Raw genomic sequence first — 15,237 nt, forward strand, 5'->3', positions numbered from 1 at the left:
CCTTCAGTCTCAACGGGCGGAGTCAAGGTCCGTAGAGGCCAAAGCCCCGTCCGCACGGGCCAGCCGTCCCTGCCCCGGCGGCAGGGCGATCAGTCCTTCCGCGCTGTTCGTCGCAGTCTTGCCGGGCGCGAGGTCGCGCCTTTCAGCGGAGTTGGCGATCCAGGGCCACGACGATCTCCTCATCGGTGAAGCCCAAACCCCGGGCACGGGTCACCAGCTCCGCCACCATGCCGCCGAGCAGTTGCCGGCGGTCCCTGGTGGGCACTCGTCCGCCCGAAGCAACACGGGTGCCGCCGCCACGACGCGAGGTGAGCAATCCTTCTTGCTCGAGCTCGCGATAGGTGCGCGCAACCGTGCCGACGGCCACGCCCAGGTCGCCGGCGAGCTGGCGCAGTGGCGGAAGCCGGTCGTCCGGCCTCAGCTGACCCGCCGCGATGAGGTCGGCAAGCTGGCGGCGAAGTTGCTCGTACGGCGGGGTCGGGTCCCCGGGGTCGAGGGACAGGACGAGGGTCACGCTGCCGCCGCAGGCCGTGTGAGCGAGGCCCGACCGAGCCCACCGGGCGTGACGATCCGGCCGATGGACCAGCCAAGCAGGAGCAGGGCTACCGGCACGCTCGCCAGGAGCACCGAACCGACGGGGGCCATCCAGGCGTCTTGGCAATCCATCCGGTGAAGCGCCGCTCCCGCGAAGAATGCGACGCCCGCGTGGCTGGCAGCCACAGCCGCTCCCGCCGCAGCCACCACCCTGGTCGCGGATCGGCGGCGCAGGACGTCGTCGCCCATGTCGTCGGGTGCGAAACCGCGTGGCCGACGAACGACCGTCATCAACGCAGCAGCCGTGAGCACGCCGATGACCCCGAGCAGCGCGATCAGTGGGACCGAGTAGAAGCTGCCCGGATAAGGAGACGCGGCGCTGCCGATGTCGCCGCACTGGGCTGCAACACGTCGTCCGGCGCGTCCCACGTCATCGGTGGAAGCAGTGGCCGTCGTCAGCGCCAGTGTCGCAAGATGCAGCGCGGTCATCGCGGCGACCGCGGTGGCGAGTGCCTGTGGCACGTAGTCGGCCACACGTCGCGGAGCCAACGATGCGCTCCTGGGGCCGGTCGGCCGCGGCGGTCGCACGACGGTCTCCCCGAGTCCGACGCCGGCGACGACGAACAAGCCCAGAACGGTGGGGACCAACATCGTGCCCCGGCCCAGGTCGAGGCCGTCCTGGATCAGCCATGCCGCGATGCCGCCGATGACGAGGGCGGCAAGCCAGGTGGCCCGAACCGACGTCCACTCGCGGCGCGTGTCGACTCGTTCGCGGGTCAAGGACAGTGCTGTGATCGCGAGAACAGCCAACACCAGCGGCCCGCCGACGAGGACGAGCAGAACGACAAGAGACATCGGACCCTCGGGTTATTTGTGTCATACGATTGAGACAAGGCTCAGAATGGTTCGCGATGATGTTTGTGTCAAGACCTAGGCACAAACGGGCGCCGTAACCATTGTTGGCGCGAGCTGTCGGAGCCGCATGGTGCTCAACAAGCACCACATGAGTCGGGGCCAGGTCGATCGCGCTGACCCCGTTCCCGGCGGCCCTACTCGCCGGTACGCTCCGGCCATGACTGCAGAGCGGGCTGACATCATCGTCGTCGGGCACGGACTGGCAGGTCTCGTCGCGGCCGCGGAGGCGGCCGACGCCGGGAAGCAGGTGCTGCTCGTCGACCAGGAGCCCGAGCAGAGCCTCGGCGGGCAGGCCTTCTGGAGCCTGGGCGGCCTCTTCTTCGTCAACAGCCCCGAGCAGCGCCGGATGGGCATCAAGGACTCCCACGAGCTGGCCCTGCAGGACTGGATGGGGAGTGCGCAGTTCGACCGCGACGAGGACCTCTGGCCCCGCCGCTGGGCCGAGGCGTACGTCGACTTCGCCGCCGGTGAGAAGCGTGCCTGGCTGCGCGAGATGGGCCACCGCGTGTTCCCGATCGTCGGCTGGGCCGAGCGCGGCGACGGCCGCGCGGACGGCCACGGCAACTCCGTCCCCCGGTTCCACCTCACGTGGGGCACCGGCCCGGGCATCGTCGAGCCGTTCGAGCGGCGGGTGCGTGAGCATGTCGCGACCGGTCGGGTCCGGTTCGCGTTCCGGCACCGGGTGGACGAGGTCGTCGTCGAGCAGGGCGCGGTGGTCGGCGTACGGGGCAAGGTGCTCGAGCCGAGCGCGATCGAGCGCGGCCAGGCATCCTCCCGCGTCGAGACCGGCGACTTCGAGTTGCGTGCGCAGGCGGTGATCGTCACGAGCGGCGGCATCGGTGGCGACCACGACCTCGTGCGCAAGGCCTGGCCGGCGCGCCTCGGCGAGCCGCCGGCGTCGATGGTCAGCGGTGTGCCCGCCCACGTCGATGGCCGGATGATCCGGATCACCCGCGATGCCGGGGCGCGGATCATCAACGACGACCGGATGTGGCACTACGTCGAGGGCATCCGCAACTGGGACCCGATCTGGGCCAACCACGGCATCCGGATCCTGCCGGGTCCGAGCTCGCTGTGGCTGGACGCGGCCGGGCGCCGGCTGCCGGCGCCGTACTTCCCCGGCTTCGACACCCTCGGCACCCTCAAGCACCTGCGCGCCACCGGCTACGACTACTCATGGTTCGTGCTGACGAAGTCGATCATCGACAAGGAGTTCGCGCTGTCGGGGTCGGAGCAGAACCCCGACATGACCGGCAAGTCGGTCCGTGGAGTCATCGACCGCGCGCGCAAGGGCCCCGGTCCGGTGCACGCGTTCATGGAGCACGGCGAGGACTTCGTGGTCGCCGACACGCTGGCCGAGCTGGTCGCCGGCATGAACCGGCTCGCCGACGTCGAGCCCACGGGCCCGCAGATCGACGAGGCCGGGCTGCGCGAGATCATCGAGCGACGCGACCGCGAGATAGCGAACCCCTACACCAAGGACGCCCAGCTCACCGCGGTCTACGCCGCCCGCCACTACCGCGGCGACAAGCTCTCCCGCGTCGCCAAGCCGCACCGCATCCTGGACCCCGGCCACGGACCGCTGGTCGCGGTGAAGCTGCACATCCTGTCGCGCAAGACGCTCGGCGGCCTCGAGACCGACCTGTCCGGGCGCTGCCTCACGAGCGCCGGCGTCCCTCTGCCGGGTCTCTACGCTGCAGGTGAGGTCAGCGGGTTCGGAGGTGGCGGGATGATGGGCTACAACGCTCTCGAGGGGACCTTCCTCGGAGGCTGCCTCTTCAGCGGGCGGGCCGCGGGACGCGCGGCGGCCGCCGCGCTCTGAGCTCGGCCAGCGCTCTGAGCTCGACGCGGGACGGTCAGGTCGTCGCGGCGCTCTCGCGGGTCGTCGTACGCCGCCAGAGCGCGACCGCGCCCAGGCCCAGCAGGACCGGCACGCCCACGGTGAAGATCCGCCACACCATCAGGGCCGCCACCGCCGGTGCCTCGATCGCGGTGCCGCCGGCCTCGACGAGCCCCGCCACGATGAGCGAGTCGACGATGCCGATCCCGGAGAACGGGAAGAACGTGAGCGGGTAGGCGAACAGGTAGGCGATCGCGATCTCGGCCAGGTCGACCTCCGACGCCGAGACCCCCACGAAGCGCAGGCACAGGACGAGGATCGTCAGGTCGGCGATCAGCATGCCGACGACGCCGGCGAGGGAGCGTGGGAAGCCGTACCGGAACCGTGCTGCGATGTGGCCGCGGAAGTCGGTGCACGACCGCGCCCACGACTCCGGGTCCACGCTGTGCCGGAAGCGGTGGACCAGACGCCCGCTCCTCAGCCCGACGGTGTGGGCCAGGGAGTCGCTGTGGAGCACCAGCATCAGGCCCACGGCGATCGCCGCGGCGATCGCGACGCTGATCAGGTCGGCCCAGCGGTACGACCAGTCCCCGCCGACCGCGATCACGAGTGCGAAACCTGCCAGCGGCGTCGAGAACCGTGCGATGTAGAACGTCATGGTGTTCATCGACGCGCCCGCCAGTCCGCGCGCGGCCGGGATCCCCCAGGAGGCGAACATCGTCACGCGCATCGCGTAGTCGGCCGGCGGCGGCGCGATCATCGCCATGAGGATCGCGCCCAGGTCGTTCATCGTCGCGCGGCGGACCGACAGGCCCTCGATGTAGAAGTGGAGCGGGATCGCGTTCAGGACCTGACGGATCAGCACGACGACCAGGAGGACCAGCGGCTGCCACCAGCTCAGGTGCCGCAGCGCGTCCCAGACCGCGTCCCAGTCGATGCGGCCGACCCGATCGATGACGACCGCCGCGATCACCAGCGCCACGACGAGCAGCACCAGCCGCCCGAGCCAACGCCGTCCGCGCATCGCAGCTCCTCGGCGGTCGGCCGGCCCGCGCCGCTCGGTCGACGCGGGCCGTCTGTACTCCGTCGGATCCCCCTGCCAGGGCAGCGTGGCAGTGCCGCCGGTCGCGGACGTCACCCGAACCGGGTGAAGGGGCTCAGGCCTGGGCGCTGCCGGCGAGGTTCAGCCCGACCACGCCGACCACGATGAGGCCGAGGCAGAAGGCCTTGAGCCAGCTCATCGACTCGCCCAGCCACAGGTAGCCGATGAGGGCGACGGCCGCCGTGCCCACTCCCGACCAGATGGCATAGGCGATCGACACGGGCAACGTCTTGACGACCAGCGAGAGCAGCCAGATGGACAGGGCGTAACCGGCCACCACCGCCAGCGACCACGTGGGGTCGTGGAACCCACGGGTGCGGGGCAGCGAGGCGGTCGCTGCGACCTCGATCCCGATCGCGCTGAGCAGGAGCAGGGCGGCGTACATGGTGGTCTCCGGACGTGACAGGTGTAGCAGTCGCTACATCTGTCAATGTAGCACTCGCTACGCGACGGTGCACAATGACGACGTGTCCCGTCGCGACGAGCTGCTCGACCTGGTCACCGACCACGTCCTCGAGCACGGCCTGATCGGCCTCACCCTGCGCCCCGTGGCCGCTGCCGTGGGCACGAGCGACCGGATGCTGCTCTACCACTTCGGCAGCCGCGACGACCTCGTGACGGCCGTCGTGACCCGCGCCGAGGAGCGTGCCGTCGCAGGCATCGACGCGCTGCCGGCCGCGGACGGCGTGCGAGCGGGCGTCAACCGGCTCTGGGAGGCCTACCAGAGCGATCCGTTGCACGGCTGCCTCGACATCTACGTCCAGGCGGCGGCGACCGGGCTGATCGGGCAGGAGCCGTACCGCTCGGCCGTCCGCGAGTCCAACAAGCGCTGGATCCGCGCGCTCCAGGCCTACCTGGTCCGCTGCGGCGCGGCCGAGGACAGGGTCGAGCGCATCGTCACGCTGATCGACTCCAGCCTCTTCGGCTTCCAGCTCGACCTGGCGACCGACCGGCCCGAGGAGCTCGCCCGCGGCGTCGACGACCTGGCGGCGGCCGCGGAGGCACTGGATGCCCGACACGGCCGCGCCTGACACGACGGCGCCCACCGGGAACGAGTCCCGATGGGCGCCGTGCGTGAGGCGCGGTGGTGCTACTTGCCGGCGACCGCCTGCAGCCAGGCCTGGCCGTTCGGCGAGCCCACGCCCGTGACGTTGTCGTAGCCGTCACGCACGTGGATGGTCAGCGGCTCGTCCTGGTCGAAGGTCCGCTCGATGTACGAGTAGCCGTCGGCCGCGTCGAAGCCGTTGTTGAAGTTGACCCGCACCGTGCCCGGGTACGTCGCCCGGGCGGCCTTGGTGATGTCGACCGAGGTCGAACGTGCCGCGTACAGCGTCGGGTTCGCCAGGCCGAACGAGTGCCCGGCCCGCTGCACCGCGAGCGCCAGCATGCCGGCGTAGAGCGGCGAGGAGAGGCTGGTGCCGCCGATGCGGTACTCGTCGTAGGCCTGCGAGCCGTCGGGCATGGTCTGGGTCTCCCCGACGAGCAGGCCCGTGTTCGGGTCGCCCAGGGCGCTCACGTCGGGCACGGCGCGCATCGGGCTGCCGCCGTACGTCTGCGAGATCGTCGACGGGACGACGCCGGCCTGGTACGACGGCTGTGCGAAGAGCCGGCTGGTGCCGCCGCCCGAGCCGTAGAGGTACGTCGGAGTCGGGAACGTGCCGTTCGTGAGCGTCGACGTGCCCGACTCCCAGCCGAGCTCGAAGACACGGTGACCGTCGGCGCCGATGCCGAGCGCGGTGCCGCCGACCGCGGTGACGAGCGGGCTCGTGGCCGGCCAGTCGGGGGTCGGGGTGGCACCGGCGACGCCGCCGGTCTCATCACCGTCGTCGCCGCTGGAGTAGAGCAGCGACATGCCCTCGGCCGCGGCCTGGGCCTGGATGTCCAGGTACGGCTTGATGAAGCCGGTCGGAAGCGCCTCGGAGCTCCACCCGTAGGAGTTGGTCACGATGTCGGCGGCGTGGTCGTCGACGACCTTGTTGAGGACCGCGTCGAGGTCCTGGAAGTTGTTCGGCGCCCCGTAGTAGACGATGTCGGCGCCCGGAGCCATCGTGTGGACGGCCTCGATGTCCAGGCTCTCCTCGCCGGCCCAGCCCTGCGGATCCTGCTTCTTGGACTCCGGCTTGTTGTAGACGCCCGGAGGGACGACCTGGCTGAAGTGTCCCTTGATCGAGGGCAGCCCGTGGCGCGCCGAGTAGGTCTCGACGTCGGAGGCGATGGTGGGTGAGGCATAGGCGTCGATGACGGCGACGGTGACGCCGGTGCCGTCGTTGCCCGAGGCGATGGCGCCGGACATGCCGTACACGTTCTGCAGCTGGGCACCCGCGTAGCCGCACGGCGCGAACGGCGGGGCGTTGGGCGGGAGGACCGTCCCGTCGGGCGTCGGCGTGTTCTGAGGGGTCTTCTCGCCCCAGTACGCCGAGCACGGCTGTGCGTTGTGGTAGACCGCCGGGCCGGGCGTCACCTTGTCGCTGACGGCCAGGGTCTGCGACTCGTCGAGACCCACGACGGCCTCGACGGCCGGCAGTCCGCTCGGGACGGACAGTGCACTGGTGTTGCTGCGCACCTGCTTGCCGGCGACGGAGTACTCGGCGAAGGACGTCGAGAACGCGCTCGCCGCCTGGGCGGCGGTGCCGGTGGCCTCGACGTACTTCTGGTTCGCCGGCACCCCGGTGACCTTGAAGCCCTGGCCGGCGAGCCACTTCTTGACGGCGTTCACGTCGGCGGTGGACGGCGCGAACTGCGCGCGGAACTGCGCTGGCGTCAGGAACTTGCCGTAGTTCGCGCTGCCCGGCGTGGAGACCGAGAGCGCCAGCTGCTGAGCGGCGTCGCCGCCCCGCAGCCCCAGGTACACACGGAAGTCGACGGCGGTGGAGCCAGGGACGGTGCCGGCCTTGTGGGCTGCGTCGGCCCAGGACGGCACGCTGCCGGCGAGGGTGGTGCGGCCACTGGCGGCATCGGCTGGGCCCGTGCCGGCGAGAGCGGCGGCGGTGAGTGCGGCGGCCGCGGCGGTGGCCAGGGCCGGTCGTACGAGTCGGTTCACGGATCCTCCCGAGATCCTGGGGTGTCGCCGTCCGATCGGTCGGCTGGAAGGAAACTAAGCCTCCCTATGCATGGCGTCCAGAGGCAGATTTTGCCAAGCGCCTCCGACACGGCCCTCAGGCGAGGCGTGTCGCCAGGTCGAGCAGATCCCGATCGCGCCCCTGCGCCGCGACCAGGCAGACGCCGGTCGGCAGGCCCTCGGCGGTGCGCAGCGGGATGCTCACCGCCGGCAGGCCACCGAGGCTCGCCAGGCACGTGATCCGCAGCGTCGCCTGGCGTGCGGCCTCGAGGTCGGCCGGGTCCGCGCCCGCCGGCGGCGCGACGGACGACGCGCTGGGAAGGACGAGGATCCTGTCGCCGACGAGCTCGCGGACGCTCCGCCCGGCGGCGGCCGCGGTCCGGGCGGCCTCGGCAGCCTGATCCGAGCCGATCCGCGAGGCCTCCTCGAAACGGCCGCGCACCTCCGCGCCCAGGGTGTCCAGCCGCGGTGCGAGCCACTCGCCGTGGGTCTCCCAGGCCTGAGCGCCCTGGTGGGTGCGGAACGCCGTGACCCACTCGTCGAGCGCGTCGAGCGGCCAGTGCTCCTCGCGGGTGAGGCGGGGGAGCCAGGCGCGGATCGCCGCCGCGACGTCGGGCGTGGCCAGGTCCAGGAGCGCCGGCACGACGACCAGGGTCTCGTGGGCACCGGAGGCCTGATCGGGGAGGAGCACGTCGCCGACCGCGCGCAGGAGGAACGCGGAGCGGGCGAGCCAGCCGACGGCGTCGTACGCCGGGGCGAGCGGGAGCAGCCCGTCCGTCGGCACGACGCCGTGCGTCGTGCGGATGCCGTACAGGCCTTGGTACGCCGCCGGCACACGGATCGAGCCGGCCGTGTCCGTGCCGAGGCCGATGCTCGCGTGACCGAGGCTGACGGCGCTCGCCGGGCCGCTCGTCGAGCCGCCGGGGAGTCGGTGCGGTGCGCGCGGGTTCGGCGGGGTGCCGTGGTGCGGGTTGGCTCCGCCGAGGCCGTAGGCGAGCTCGACGGTCCTCGCGATCCCGCGGATCTCGGCCCCCGCGTCGAGCAGGAGACGTACGACGGCCGCGTGCTGCGTCTCGACGGGCGCGTGCTGCAGCCACTCGGGATGGCCGGCACCGATGCGCTGCCCGGCGACCGCGAAGACGTCCTTGACCGCGACGGTCTCCCCGGCGAGCGTGCCGTCCGGGTCGGTGCAGGGGACCAGCGGGTCGCCGACGATGCGCCAGATGCTGCCGTCCAGCGGGGGCGACGGGGCCGAGACGTGCGCGGCGGTGATCCGCCAACCCTCGTCCAGGCGAGCCCACAGCTGCGTCTGCTGGCCGCGGCCGCCGGCGGCGAGCTCGGTGACCGCGACGACCAGCGCGTGGTCCTCGTCGATGGTCTGGACGTGCGTCTGGACGAGGCGCCGCTGCGCCCCTGCGCCGGTGTCCCGGGCGATCGCCTCGTAGCCGACCGAAAGCCCGTTCGCGTCACCTCGCAGGGTCGTGCTGCCCGGAGCGAACAGCGCCGCGACGGCGCTGCTGTCACCGGCCGCCTGGGCCTGCTCGAACGCGCGGAACGCCTCGACGAGGCCGGCCGGTGGCTGCGGGTTCCGCGCGGTCATGGCCCGACCCTACGGAACGTGGGCGGAACGCGGGATCACAGCAACGCGAACGCCACCGCCAGCAGCACGGCGACGACCACGATCCCGCCGGAGAACACCCAGACGGATCCGAAGCCGGGCAACGGCTCCTGCAGCCGCATCGCGCGCTCCGTGCGGGCCCAGCGGGTCGCCGCGGTCATGGCGACGAGACAGGCGATCGCGAGCAGCGCGACCACCAGCACCTGCCGCACCCAGACCGTTTCGGGCAGCTTCAGGGAGTGGAGGGCGACGGCGCCCGCGATGACCGCGAGCGAGGTCCTCACCCAGGCGAGGAACGTCCTCTCGTTGGCCAGGCTGAACCGTGGGTCGGGCTCCTGTCCGACGTCGTAGACGCGGTGCGGTCGACGCGGGGCCCGTTCGTGGTGCATACCCGCAGCATGGCCGATGCGGGTGACCGATAGGTTGCGAACCATGGTTACCAATGAGTACGACGCTCATATCGCCGTCACTCCGGCACCCGGTGACCCCGCCGGTGACCGCGCCGGTGACCCTGGGCGTGACGCCGGGCGGGCGACGTTCGCGGCCGAGCTCGACGGCGGTTGGATCGTCGGCGGCGGCGTCAACGGCGGCTACCTCCTCGCGACGCTCGGCAACGCGATCCGTGCGACGGTCCCGGACAAGCCCGACCCGCTCTCGATCAGCGCCTACTACCTCAGCGCCAGCGTCCCCGGGCCGGCCTCGGTGACGACCGAGATCAAGCGCGACGGCGGTTCCGTCGCAACCGTCGCGGCCGAGCTGTGGCAGGGGGACCGGGCGAGGATCACCGCCCTGGCGACGTACGGCGACCTGAGTGCCCTGCCCGACGACGTGGCGACCACCGCGGCGGAGCCGGACCTGCCCCCGCGCGACCGGTGCGTGCCCAACACGATGGCGCCCGACGACGTCCGCCGGATCGCGCCGATGATGGACCGCTTCGAGATGCTCTTCCACCCCGAGCACGTCGGCTGGGCCGTCGGGCAGCCGTCGGGCAACGGCGTGATCAGCGCGTGGTTCCGCCTCAAGGACGGGCGCGAGCCCGACCCCATCAGCCTGCTCACCGTGGTCGACCTGCTGCCCCCGGTGACCTTCGACCTCGGCAGGCCGGGCTGGGCGCCGACGCTCGAGCTGACCGCCCACATCCGCGCGCGGCCGGCAGCGGGCTGGCTGAAGGTGCGCCACGCGACGCGCAACGTCGCGGGCGGCATGTTCGAGGAGGACTGCGAGGTCTGGGACTCCGCCGGCCGCCTGGTCGCGCAGAGCCGACAGCTGGCGCGCCTCCCGCGGGAGTAGCCGCCGAGCCGGGTCCGGCTAGGGCGAGAAGTACGAACGCTCCATCGCGAAGACCCATCGCCGCCCGGGATGCTCGCTGACCGACCAGAACATGTCCGTCGACGCGTGGTAGCAGAGGTCCTCCGGCCCCATCGGGGTCGCCCACCGGTGGTGCCGGAAGGAGCCCGGGAGCCCGGTCATCACCGAGCCGAGCCCCCACGGACCGTGCGAGACGGTCACGAAGTAGCGCCCGTCGACCACGGAGGCTCCCTGCATCCGGGCCTGCCCCGACTCGTCGATGCGCAGCGGCCGCGTGATGCCGTCGGGCCCGGCGGCGAGCGTCCCCGTCACGGCGTCGAGGCCGAAGCGGGCCAGTCGCCGGCTCTGGCTGGCCGAGCCGTACTCGCCGACCACCAGCGCCGGCTCGGGGCCCGAACGGTCGAGCGAGAGGAACGAGTAGCGCAGCCGCTCGGTGCCGTCCAGCGCATCGGCCTCGTAGGCGTAGCGCACGGGCAGCAGGTAGCGGTGGCCGTGCGTCTCGCGCGTGTCGAGCAGCAGGTCGTCGAGACGGAAGGTCAGCACGCCGCGCGCGGTCGCCGCGACGTGCAGGTACGGCCCCTGCCAGACGATCCCGCCCGCGTGCACCCGCACCGGTGTCACGTCCCCGGAGGCGCTCGGCGCGACCAGCAGCACGTGGCGGTAGCGATGCGTCACCAGGTCGAGGACCGAGATGCGGGCGCCGAGGCCGGTCTTGGAGTACCACGACACCATCAGGACCTCGCGGGTCACCTCGGTGCGGTAGGAGTTCGTGACGCCCTGCGGGAACCACGTCGGGTCGTCGGCGTCCGCACGCTCCCAGGTCAGGGTGCGGGCGACCGCGCGACCGGGTGCGACCGAGCGGCGCAGGCGCTGCGGCAGGTCGGCGAGCAGTGGCGCCAGGCCGACGCGCCCGCCGCCGTACGACGCCAGGGCGCTCCCCAGCGCCTCGATCTCGGCCGCGTTCTCGGCGGTGCGGGTCAGCTGCAGGCTCACGAACCCGATCCTGCCCCGACTACCCTCACCCGTCATGGATCAGCTCGTCGTCGGCGCAGCCGTGCTCCGCGCCGGCCGCGTGCTCGCCGCCCGTCGGACCAGGCCACCCGCGACGGCCGGCGGCTGGGAGTTCCCGGGCGGGAAGGTCGAGGCGGGGGAGTCGCCCGACGCCGCGGTCGTCCGCGAGATCGCCGAGGAGCTCGGCTGCACGGTGGAGGTCACCGGCTGGCTGACCCCGGCGGTCCCGGTCAGCGACAGCCTCGTGCTGCGCGTGGCGACGGCCCGCCTGGTCGAGGGGGAGCCTTCGCCGGTCGAGCACGACCCGACCCATGACGTCCTGCGGTGGCTCGGTGTCGACGAGCTCGACGACGTCGCCTGGCTCGACACGGACCGGCCGTTCCTGCCCGAGCTCGACTCCTTGCTCACCGAACGGGGCAAGCGCTCGCGCGGCATCTTCTTCGAGGAGGGCGACGCGGTCGCCGTCGCCGGCCGGCTGCTCGCCGACGGTTGGGACGCCGAGATCGTGCGTGAGCGCTACCAGGGCGAGGACGACGACGAGGACCACCCGTGGGCGGTCGTGAGCGACGCCCCGGACCTGATCCTCGAGCAGCTCGTCGACGAGCGCGACGGCTGGCTGGACGTCGTCGACACGGACCCGGCCCTGGGGGCGACGTACGCGCCGCTGGACCTGCCGGCGGCTCCGAAGCGGATCAAGCGACCCCCTCAGTAGGCTGGCCGGGTGCCTGAAGAGCGACTCCTCCTGGTCCATGCCCACCCCGACGACGAGACGATCGGCACCGGCGCCACGATGGCCAAGTACGTGGCCGAGGGACGCGGCGTCACCCTGGTCACGTGCACTGCCGGCGAGATGGGCGAGGTCCTCGTCCCCGACCTCGAGCATCTGGCCGCCCACCGCGACGACAGGCTCGGCGAGCATCGGCGGGGCGAGCTCGACGCGGCGATGGCCACGCTCGGCGTGACCGACCACCGCTACCTCGGCGGATTCGGCACCTACCGCGACTCCGGCATGCAGTGGCACGAGGACGGCTACGCCATCCCCGCTGACACGATCCACGACAACGCCTTCTGGCGCGCCGACCTCACCGAGGCCGCGGACCACCTCGTCCAGATCATCCGCGAGGTCCGCCCCCAGGTGCTCGTGACCTACGACCAGTTCGGCAACTACGGCCACCCCGACCACATCCAGGCCCACCGTGTGGCGACGTACGCCGCGGCGCTGGCCGCCGTGCCGTCCTACCGCGCCGCATCGATCGAGGACGGGGGCCTGGGCGAGCCGTGGGACATCGCCAAGGTCTACTGGACCGCGCTGTCGGAGAGCCGGATGCGCGAAGGCCTGAGGCGGCTGCGCGAGTCCGGTGACAAGACGGCGTTCGAGGGCATGGACCCTGACGGGCCGCTCCCGATGACGACGCCCGACAGCGACCTCTCCGCGGTGGTCGACGGCAACGACCACGTCGAGCGGAAGCTCGGCGCGATGCGCGCCCACGCCACCCAGATCACCACCGACGGACCGTTCTTCGCGCTCTCCAACAACGTGGGCAGCCAGGTGTGGGGCGTGGAGTTCTTCCGGATCGCCAAGGGTGAGCGCGGACCCGTCGGCGACGACGGCCTCGAGACCGACCTCTTCGCCGGCCTGTGAGAGGACCGGCCGCGACAGCGCTCTGCGCCGGGGCACTCCTGCTGTTCGGGGCCCTCGTCGGACTGTCGGCCGTGTGGACGCACGGCCGATGGTGGGCGCTGGCGCTGGGTGCGGCCGCGACCATCGCGGCCGAGCTGGCGACGCCCCGCGGCCTCCTCCGCATCGCGTACGCCGGGGGCTGGATCGCCGCGACGGCGTACTTCCTGCTCGCCCGACCCGAGGGCGACTTCGTCGTGGCGTCCGACGCGCACGGCTACACCTTCCTCGGACTGGCCCTGCTCGTGCTCGCGCTCGCCGTCGCGACCGTCCCGCCACGCGGACGGACTCGGCCGACGATGGGCGCCGCGGCTGGGCCGACCGCATAGGCTCTGCGTCCGTGAGCACCCAGGACCAACGGCCCCGGCCGGACGACACCGCTGAGCGCCCTGCCGTGCGCACGGGCGCGGCAACGACCGGTGCGACCGGCAAGGTGAAGCGTGAGCGGGCCGGGTTCGGCGTGGTCCTGGCGGTCGTCCTGGTGCTGGCGCTCCTGGTCGGCGGCGGCTGGGCCACGGCGTACGCGATGGCCGGCGACAAGCTGCCGAACGGCACCAGCGTCGCCGGCGTCGGGATCGGCAACCTCACCCCGAACGCCGCGGAGCGACGGCTGCGCGCCCGGCTGGCCGGCCGGGTCGCGCGACCGATCACCGTGACCGCCGGAGGCAGCAGCGCTCGGATCAAGCCTGCTGACGCCGGGGTGAGCATCGACTATGCGGCGACCGTCGCCGAGGCCGGCGCCGCCCGCAGCTGGGACCCGCGTGACCTGTGGGACCACTACACGGGCGGCGGCAAGGTCGATCCCGTCGTGGAGGTCGACGAAGCGGCATTCACGAAGGCGAAGGCCACGCTCGACCGTGAGCTGGGCACGCCGGCCAAGGACGGCGCGGTCACCCTCGGCAGGGATGGCGTGAAGACCTCGGCCGCGGTCGTCGGCGCCGAGCTCGACGCCGACGCACTGCGGCAGGGCCTGGTCTCCACGGTGAGCGGCGCGTCGCGCACCCTCGACCTCGCCCTCGGCGACGTGCAGCCGGCGATCGACGACGCCGACGTGCAGCAGGCGGTCGACACGTTCGCCAACCCGGCGATGTCGGGCCCCGTGACGCTGATCTTCGGCAAGTCGCCGGTCGTGCTGCGGCCGACCCAGTTCGGCCCCGCGATCAAGCTGACGCCCCAGGACGGCACGCTGCAGCCCACGCTCGACGACAAGGCCCTGGACGCCCTGGTCCGGGCCGGCATCGCCCAGCGGTCGGACGCCCCGGTCGACGCGACCGTCAAGCTGGTCGGCGGCAAGCCGCGGGTCATCCCGGCCAAGCCCGGTGTCAGCTTCGACCCGAAGCAGGTCGCCGCCGCGTTCCTCGGACTCGTCACCAAGCCCGAGGGCCAGCGCCAGCAGGCCGTCAGCGCCACGGTCGCGAACCCGGCCATCTCCACCGCGCAGGCGCAGTCGTGGAAGATCACCGAGAAGGTGTCCACCTTCACGACGTACTTCCCCTACGCCGCCTACCGCAACACCAACATCGGCCGTGCCGCCCATCTCGTGAACGGGACGATCCTCAAGCCGGGCGACACGTTCTCGCTGAACGACACGGTGGGGGAGCGGACCCGCGAGAACGGCTTCACCGAGGGCTGGACGATCCAGAACGGCGTGTTCTTCTCCGATCTCGGCGGCGGCGTCTCACAGATGGCGACGACGACCTTCAACGCGATGTTCTTCGCGGGCCTGCAGGACGTCGAGCACAAGGCGCACTCGCTCTACATCTCGCGCTACCCCGTCGGCCGCGAGGCCACCGTCGCCTGGGGATCGGTCGACCTGAAGTTCAAGGACGACACCCCCTACGGCGTCCTGATCCACACCAACTTCAAGCCCGCGACGCCGTCCTCCCAGGGCTCCGTCACGGTGTCGATGTGGTCGACGAAGACGTGGGACATCACCACCAAGACCGGCAGCCGCTACAACCAGAAGCCGTTCACGAAGCGCGTCATCCACAAGACCAACTGCGAGGCGACCGTGGGCGCGCCGGGCTTCGACATCGACGTGTGGCGCTACTTCCACACGCCGGGGTCGAGCGCCGTGGCGAAGACCGAGAAGTTCCACACCCACTACATCCCGCAGGACGAGGTGACCTGCAAGGCGCCGAAGCAGGGCTGAGCCGCTCGGCCTACCCTCTGG

Annotated in this window: 15 protein-coding genes; 7 read left to right on the forward strand and 8 right to left on the reverse strand. The window is 72.0% G+C overall.

The window, feature by feature from the left end; translation table 11 throughout:
- Positions 1–142: 142 nt before the first annotated feature.
- Positions 143–514 (reverse strand): GntR family transcriptional regulator, encoded by a 372-nt coding sequence (locus ABD205_RS17835; RefSeq protein WP_344047135.1) that lies wholly within the window; start codon positions 512–514, stop codon positions 143–145.
- On the reverse strand, positions 511–1,344 hold the full coding sequence (locus tag ABD205_RS17840; RefSeq protein WP_344047137.1) for a hypothetical protein: 834 nt from the start codon (positions 1,342–1,344) through the stop codon (positions 511–513). Before ABD205_RS17840 ends, ABD205_RS17835 begins: the two co-directional genes overlap by 4 nt.
- Before the next feature lie 262 nt (positions 1,345–1,606).
- Here ABD205_RS17840 and ABD205_RS17845 point away from each other — a divergent pair, with 262 nt between their 5' ends.
- The gene (locus ABD205_RS17845) at positions 1,607–3,271 is read left to right on the forward strand and encodes an FAD-binding dehydrogenase (RefSeq protein WP_344047139.1); all 1,665 of its coding nucleotides are present in this window, start codon (positions 1,607–1,609) and stop codon (positions 3,269–3,271) included.
- Between the two features lie 34 nt (positions 3,272–3,305).
- Here the strand turns inward: ABD205_RS17845 and ABD205_RS17850 are convergent, their stop codons facing one another.
- Both ABD205_RS17850 and ABD205_RS17855 read right to left on the reverse strand, forming a co-directional pair.
- A complete protein-coding gene (locus ABD205_RS17850; protein WP_344047140.1) occupies positions 3,306–4,313 on the reverse strand; it encodes a lysylphosphatidylglycerol synthase domain-containing protein in 1,008 nt (335 codons plus the stop codon).
- Positions 4,314–4,446: 133 nt separating this feature from the next.
- A complete protein-coding gene (locus tag ABD205_RS17855) occupies positions 4,447–4,776 on the reverse strand; it encodes a DMT family transporter (RefSeq protein WP_344047141.1) in 330 nt (109 codons plus the stop codon).
- Positions 4,777–4,858: 82 nt separating this feature from the next.
- Between ABD205_RS17855 and ABD205_RS17860 the strand changes: the two genes are divergently transcribed.
- A complete protein-coding gene (locus tag ABD205_RS17860) occupies positions 4,859–5,422 on the forward strand; it encodes a TetR/AcrR family transcriptional regulator (protein ID WP_344047143.1) in 564 nt (187 codons plus the stop codon).
- Positions 5,423–5,481: 59 nt separating this feature from the next.
- On the opposite strand, the gene ABD205_RS17865 is transcribed toward ABD205_RS17860, so the two are convergent.
- The 3 genes from ABD205_RS17865 to ABD205_RS17875 form a co-directional block, all read right to left on the reverse strand.
- Positions 5,482–7,431 carry a S53 family peptidase gene (locus ABD205_RS17865; protein WP_344047144.1) on the reverse strand — a complete coding sequence of 650 codons (1,950 nt, stop codon included), beginning with the start codon at positions 7,429–7,431 and terminating at the stop codon, positions 5,482–5,484.
- Positions 7,432–7,546: 115 nt separating this feature from the next.
- Entirely contained in the window at positions 7,547–9,049 is a 1,503-nt protein-coding gene (locus ABD205_RS17870) for an AtzH-like domain-containing protein (RefSeq protein ID WP_344047146.1), read from the reverse strand.
- Between the two features lie 35 nt (positions 9,050–9,084).
- On the reverse strand, positions 9,085–9,456 hold the full coding sequence (locus ABD205_RS17875; RefSeq protein WP_344047148.1) for a YidH family protein: 372 nt from the start codon (positions 9,454–9,456) through the stop codon (positions 9,085–9,087).
- A gap of 43 nt (positions 9,457–9,499) precedes the next feature.
- On the opposite strand from ABD205_RS17875, the gene ABD205_RS17880 reads away from it, so the two are divergent.
- A complete protein-coding gene (locus ABD205_RS17880; RefSeq protein ID WP_344047150.1) occupies positions 9,500–10,357 on the forward strand; it encodes a thioesterase family protein in 858 nt (285 codons plus the stop codon).
- An 18-nt stretch (positions 10,358–10,375) separates the two neighbouring features.
- On the opposite strand, the gene ABD205_RS17885 is transcribed toward ABD205_RS17880, so the two are convergent.
- Positions 10,376–11,368, reverse strand: a complete 993-nt coding sequence (locus tag ABD205_RS17885; protein ID WP_344047152.1) for a hypothetical protein — start codon at positions 11,366–11,368, stop codon at positions 10,376–10,378.
- Between the two features lie 34 nt (positions 11,369–11,402).
- Here ABD205_RS17885 and ABD205_RS17890 point away from each other — a divergent pair, with 34 nt between their 5' ends.
- Genes ABD205_RS17890 through ABD205_RS17905 form a run of 4 tightly spaced genes read left to right on the forward strand, consistent with a single transcriptional unit; the run spans position 11,403 to position 15,216 of the window.
- Positions 11,403–12,098 carry a (deoxy)nucleoside triphosphate pyrophosphohydrolase gene (locus ABD205_RS17890; RefSeq protein ID WP_344047154.1) on the forward strand — a complete coding sequence of 232 codons (696 nt, stop codon included), beginning with the start codon at positions 11,403–11,405 and terminating at the stop codon, positions 12,096–12,098.
- Positions 12,099–12,107: 9 nt separating this feature from the next.
- Positions 12,108–13,028: an N-acetyl-1-D-myo-inositol-2-amino-2-deoxy-alpha-D-glucopyranoside deacetylase gene (mshB, locus tag ABD205_RS17895; protein WP_344047156.1), complete on the forward strand. Its 921-nt coding sequence runs from the start codon at positions 12,108–12,110 to the stop codon at positions 13,026–13,028.
- On the forward strand, positions 13,025–13,393 hold the full coding sequence (locus ABD205_RS17900; protein ID WP_344047158.1) for a hypothetical protein: 369 nt from the start codon (positions 13,025–13,027) through the stop codon (positions 13,391–13,393). Before mshB ends, ABD205_RS17900 begins: the two co-directional genes overlap by 4 nt.
- Before the next feature lie 11 nt (positions 13,394–13,404).
- A complete protein-coding gene (locus tag ABD205_RS17905; RefSeq protein ID WP_344047160.1) occupies positions 13,405–15,216 on the forward strand; it encodes a VanW family protein in 1,812 nt (603 codons plus the stop codon).
- Positions 15,217–15,237: the final 21 nt, after the last annotated feature.

The organism is Nocardioides panacihumi, assembly GCF_039530925.1.
Taxonomy (GTDB): domain Bacteria; phylum Actinomycetota; class Actinomycetes; order Propionibacteriales; family Nocardioidaceae; genus Nocardioides; species Nocardioides panacihumi.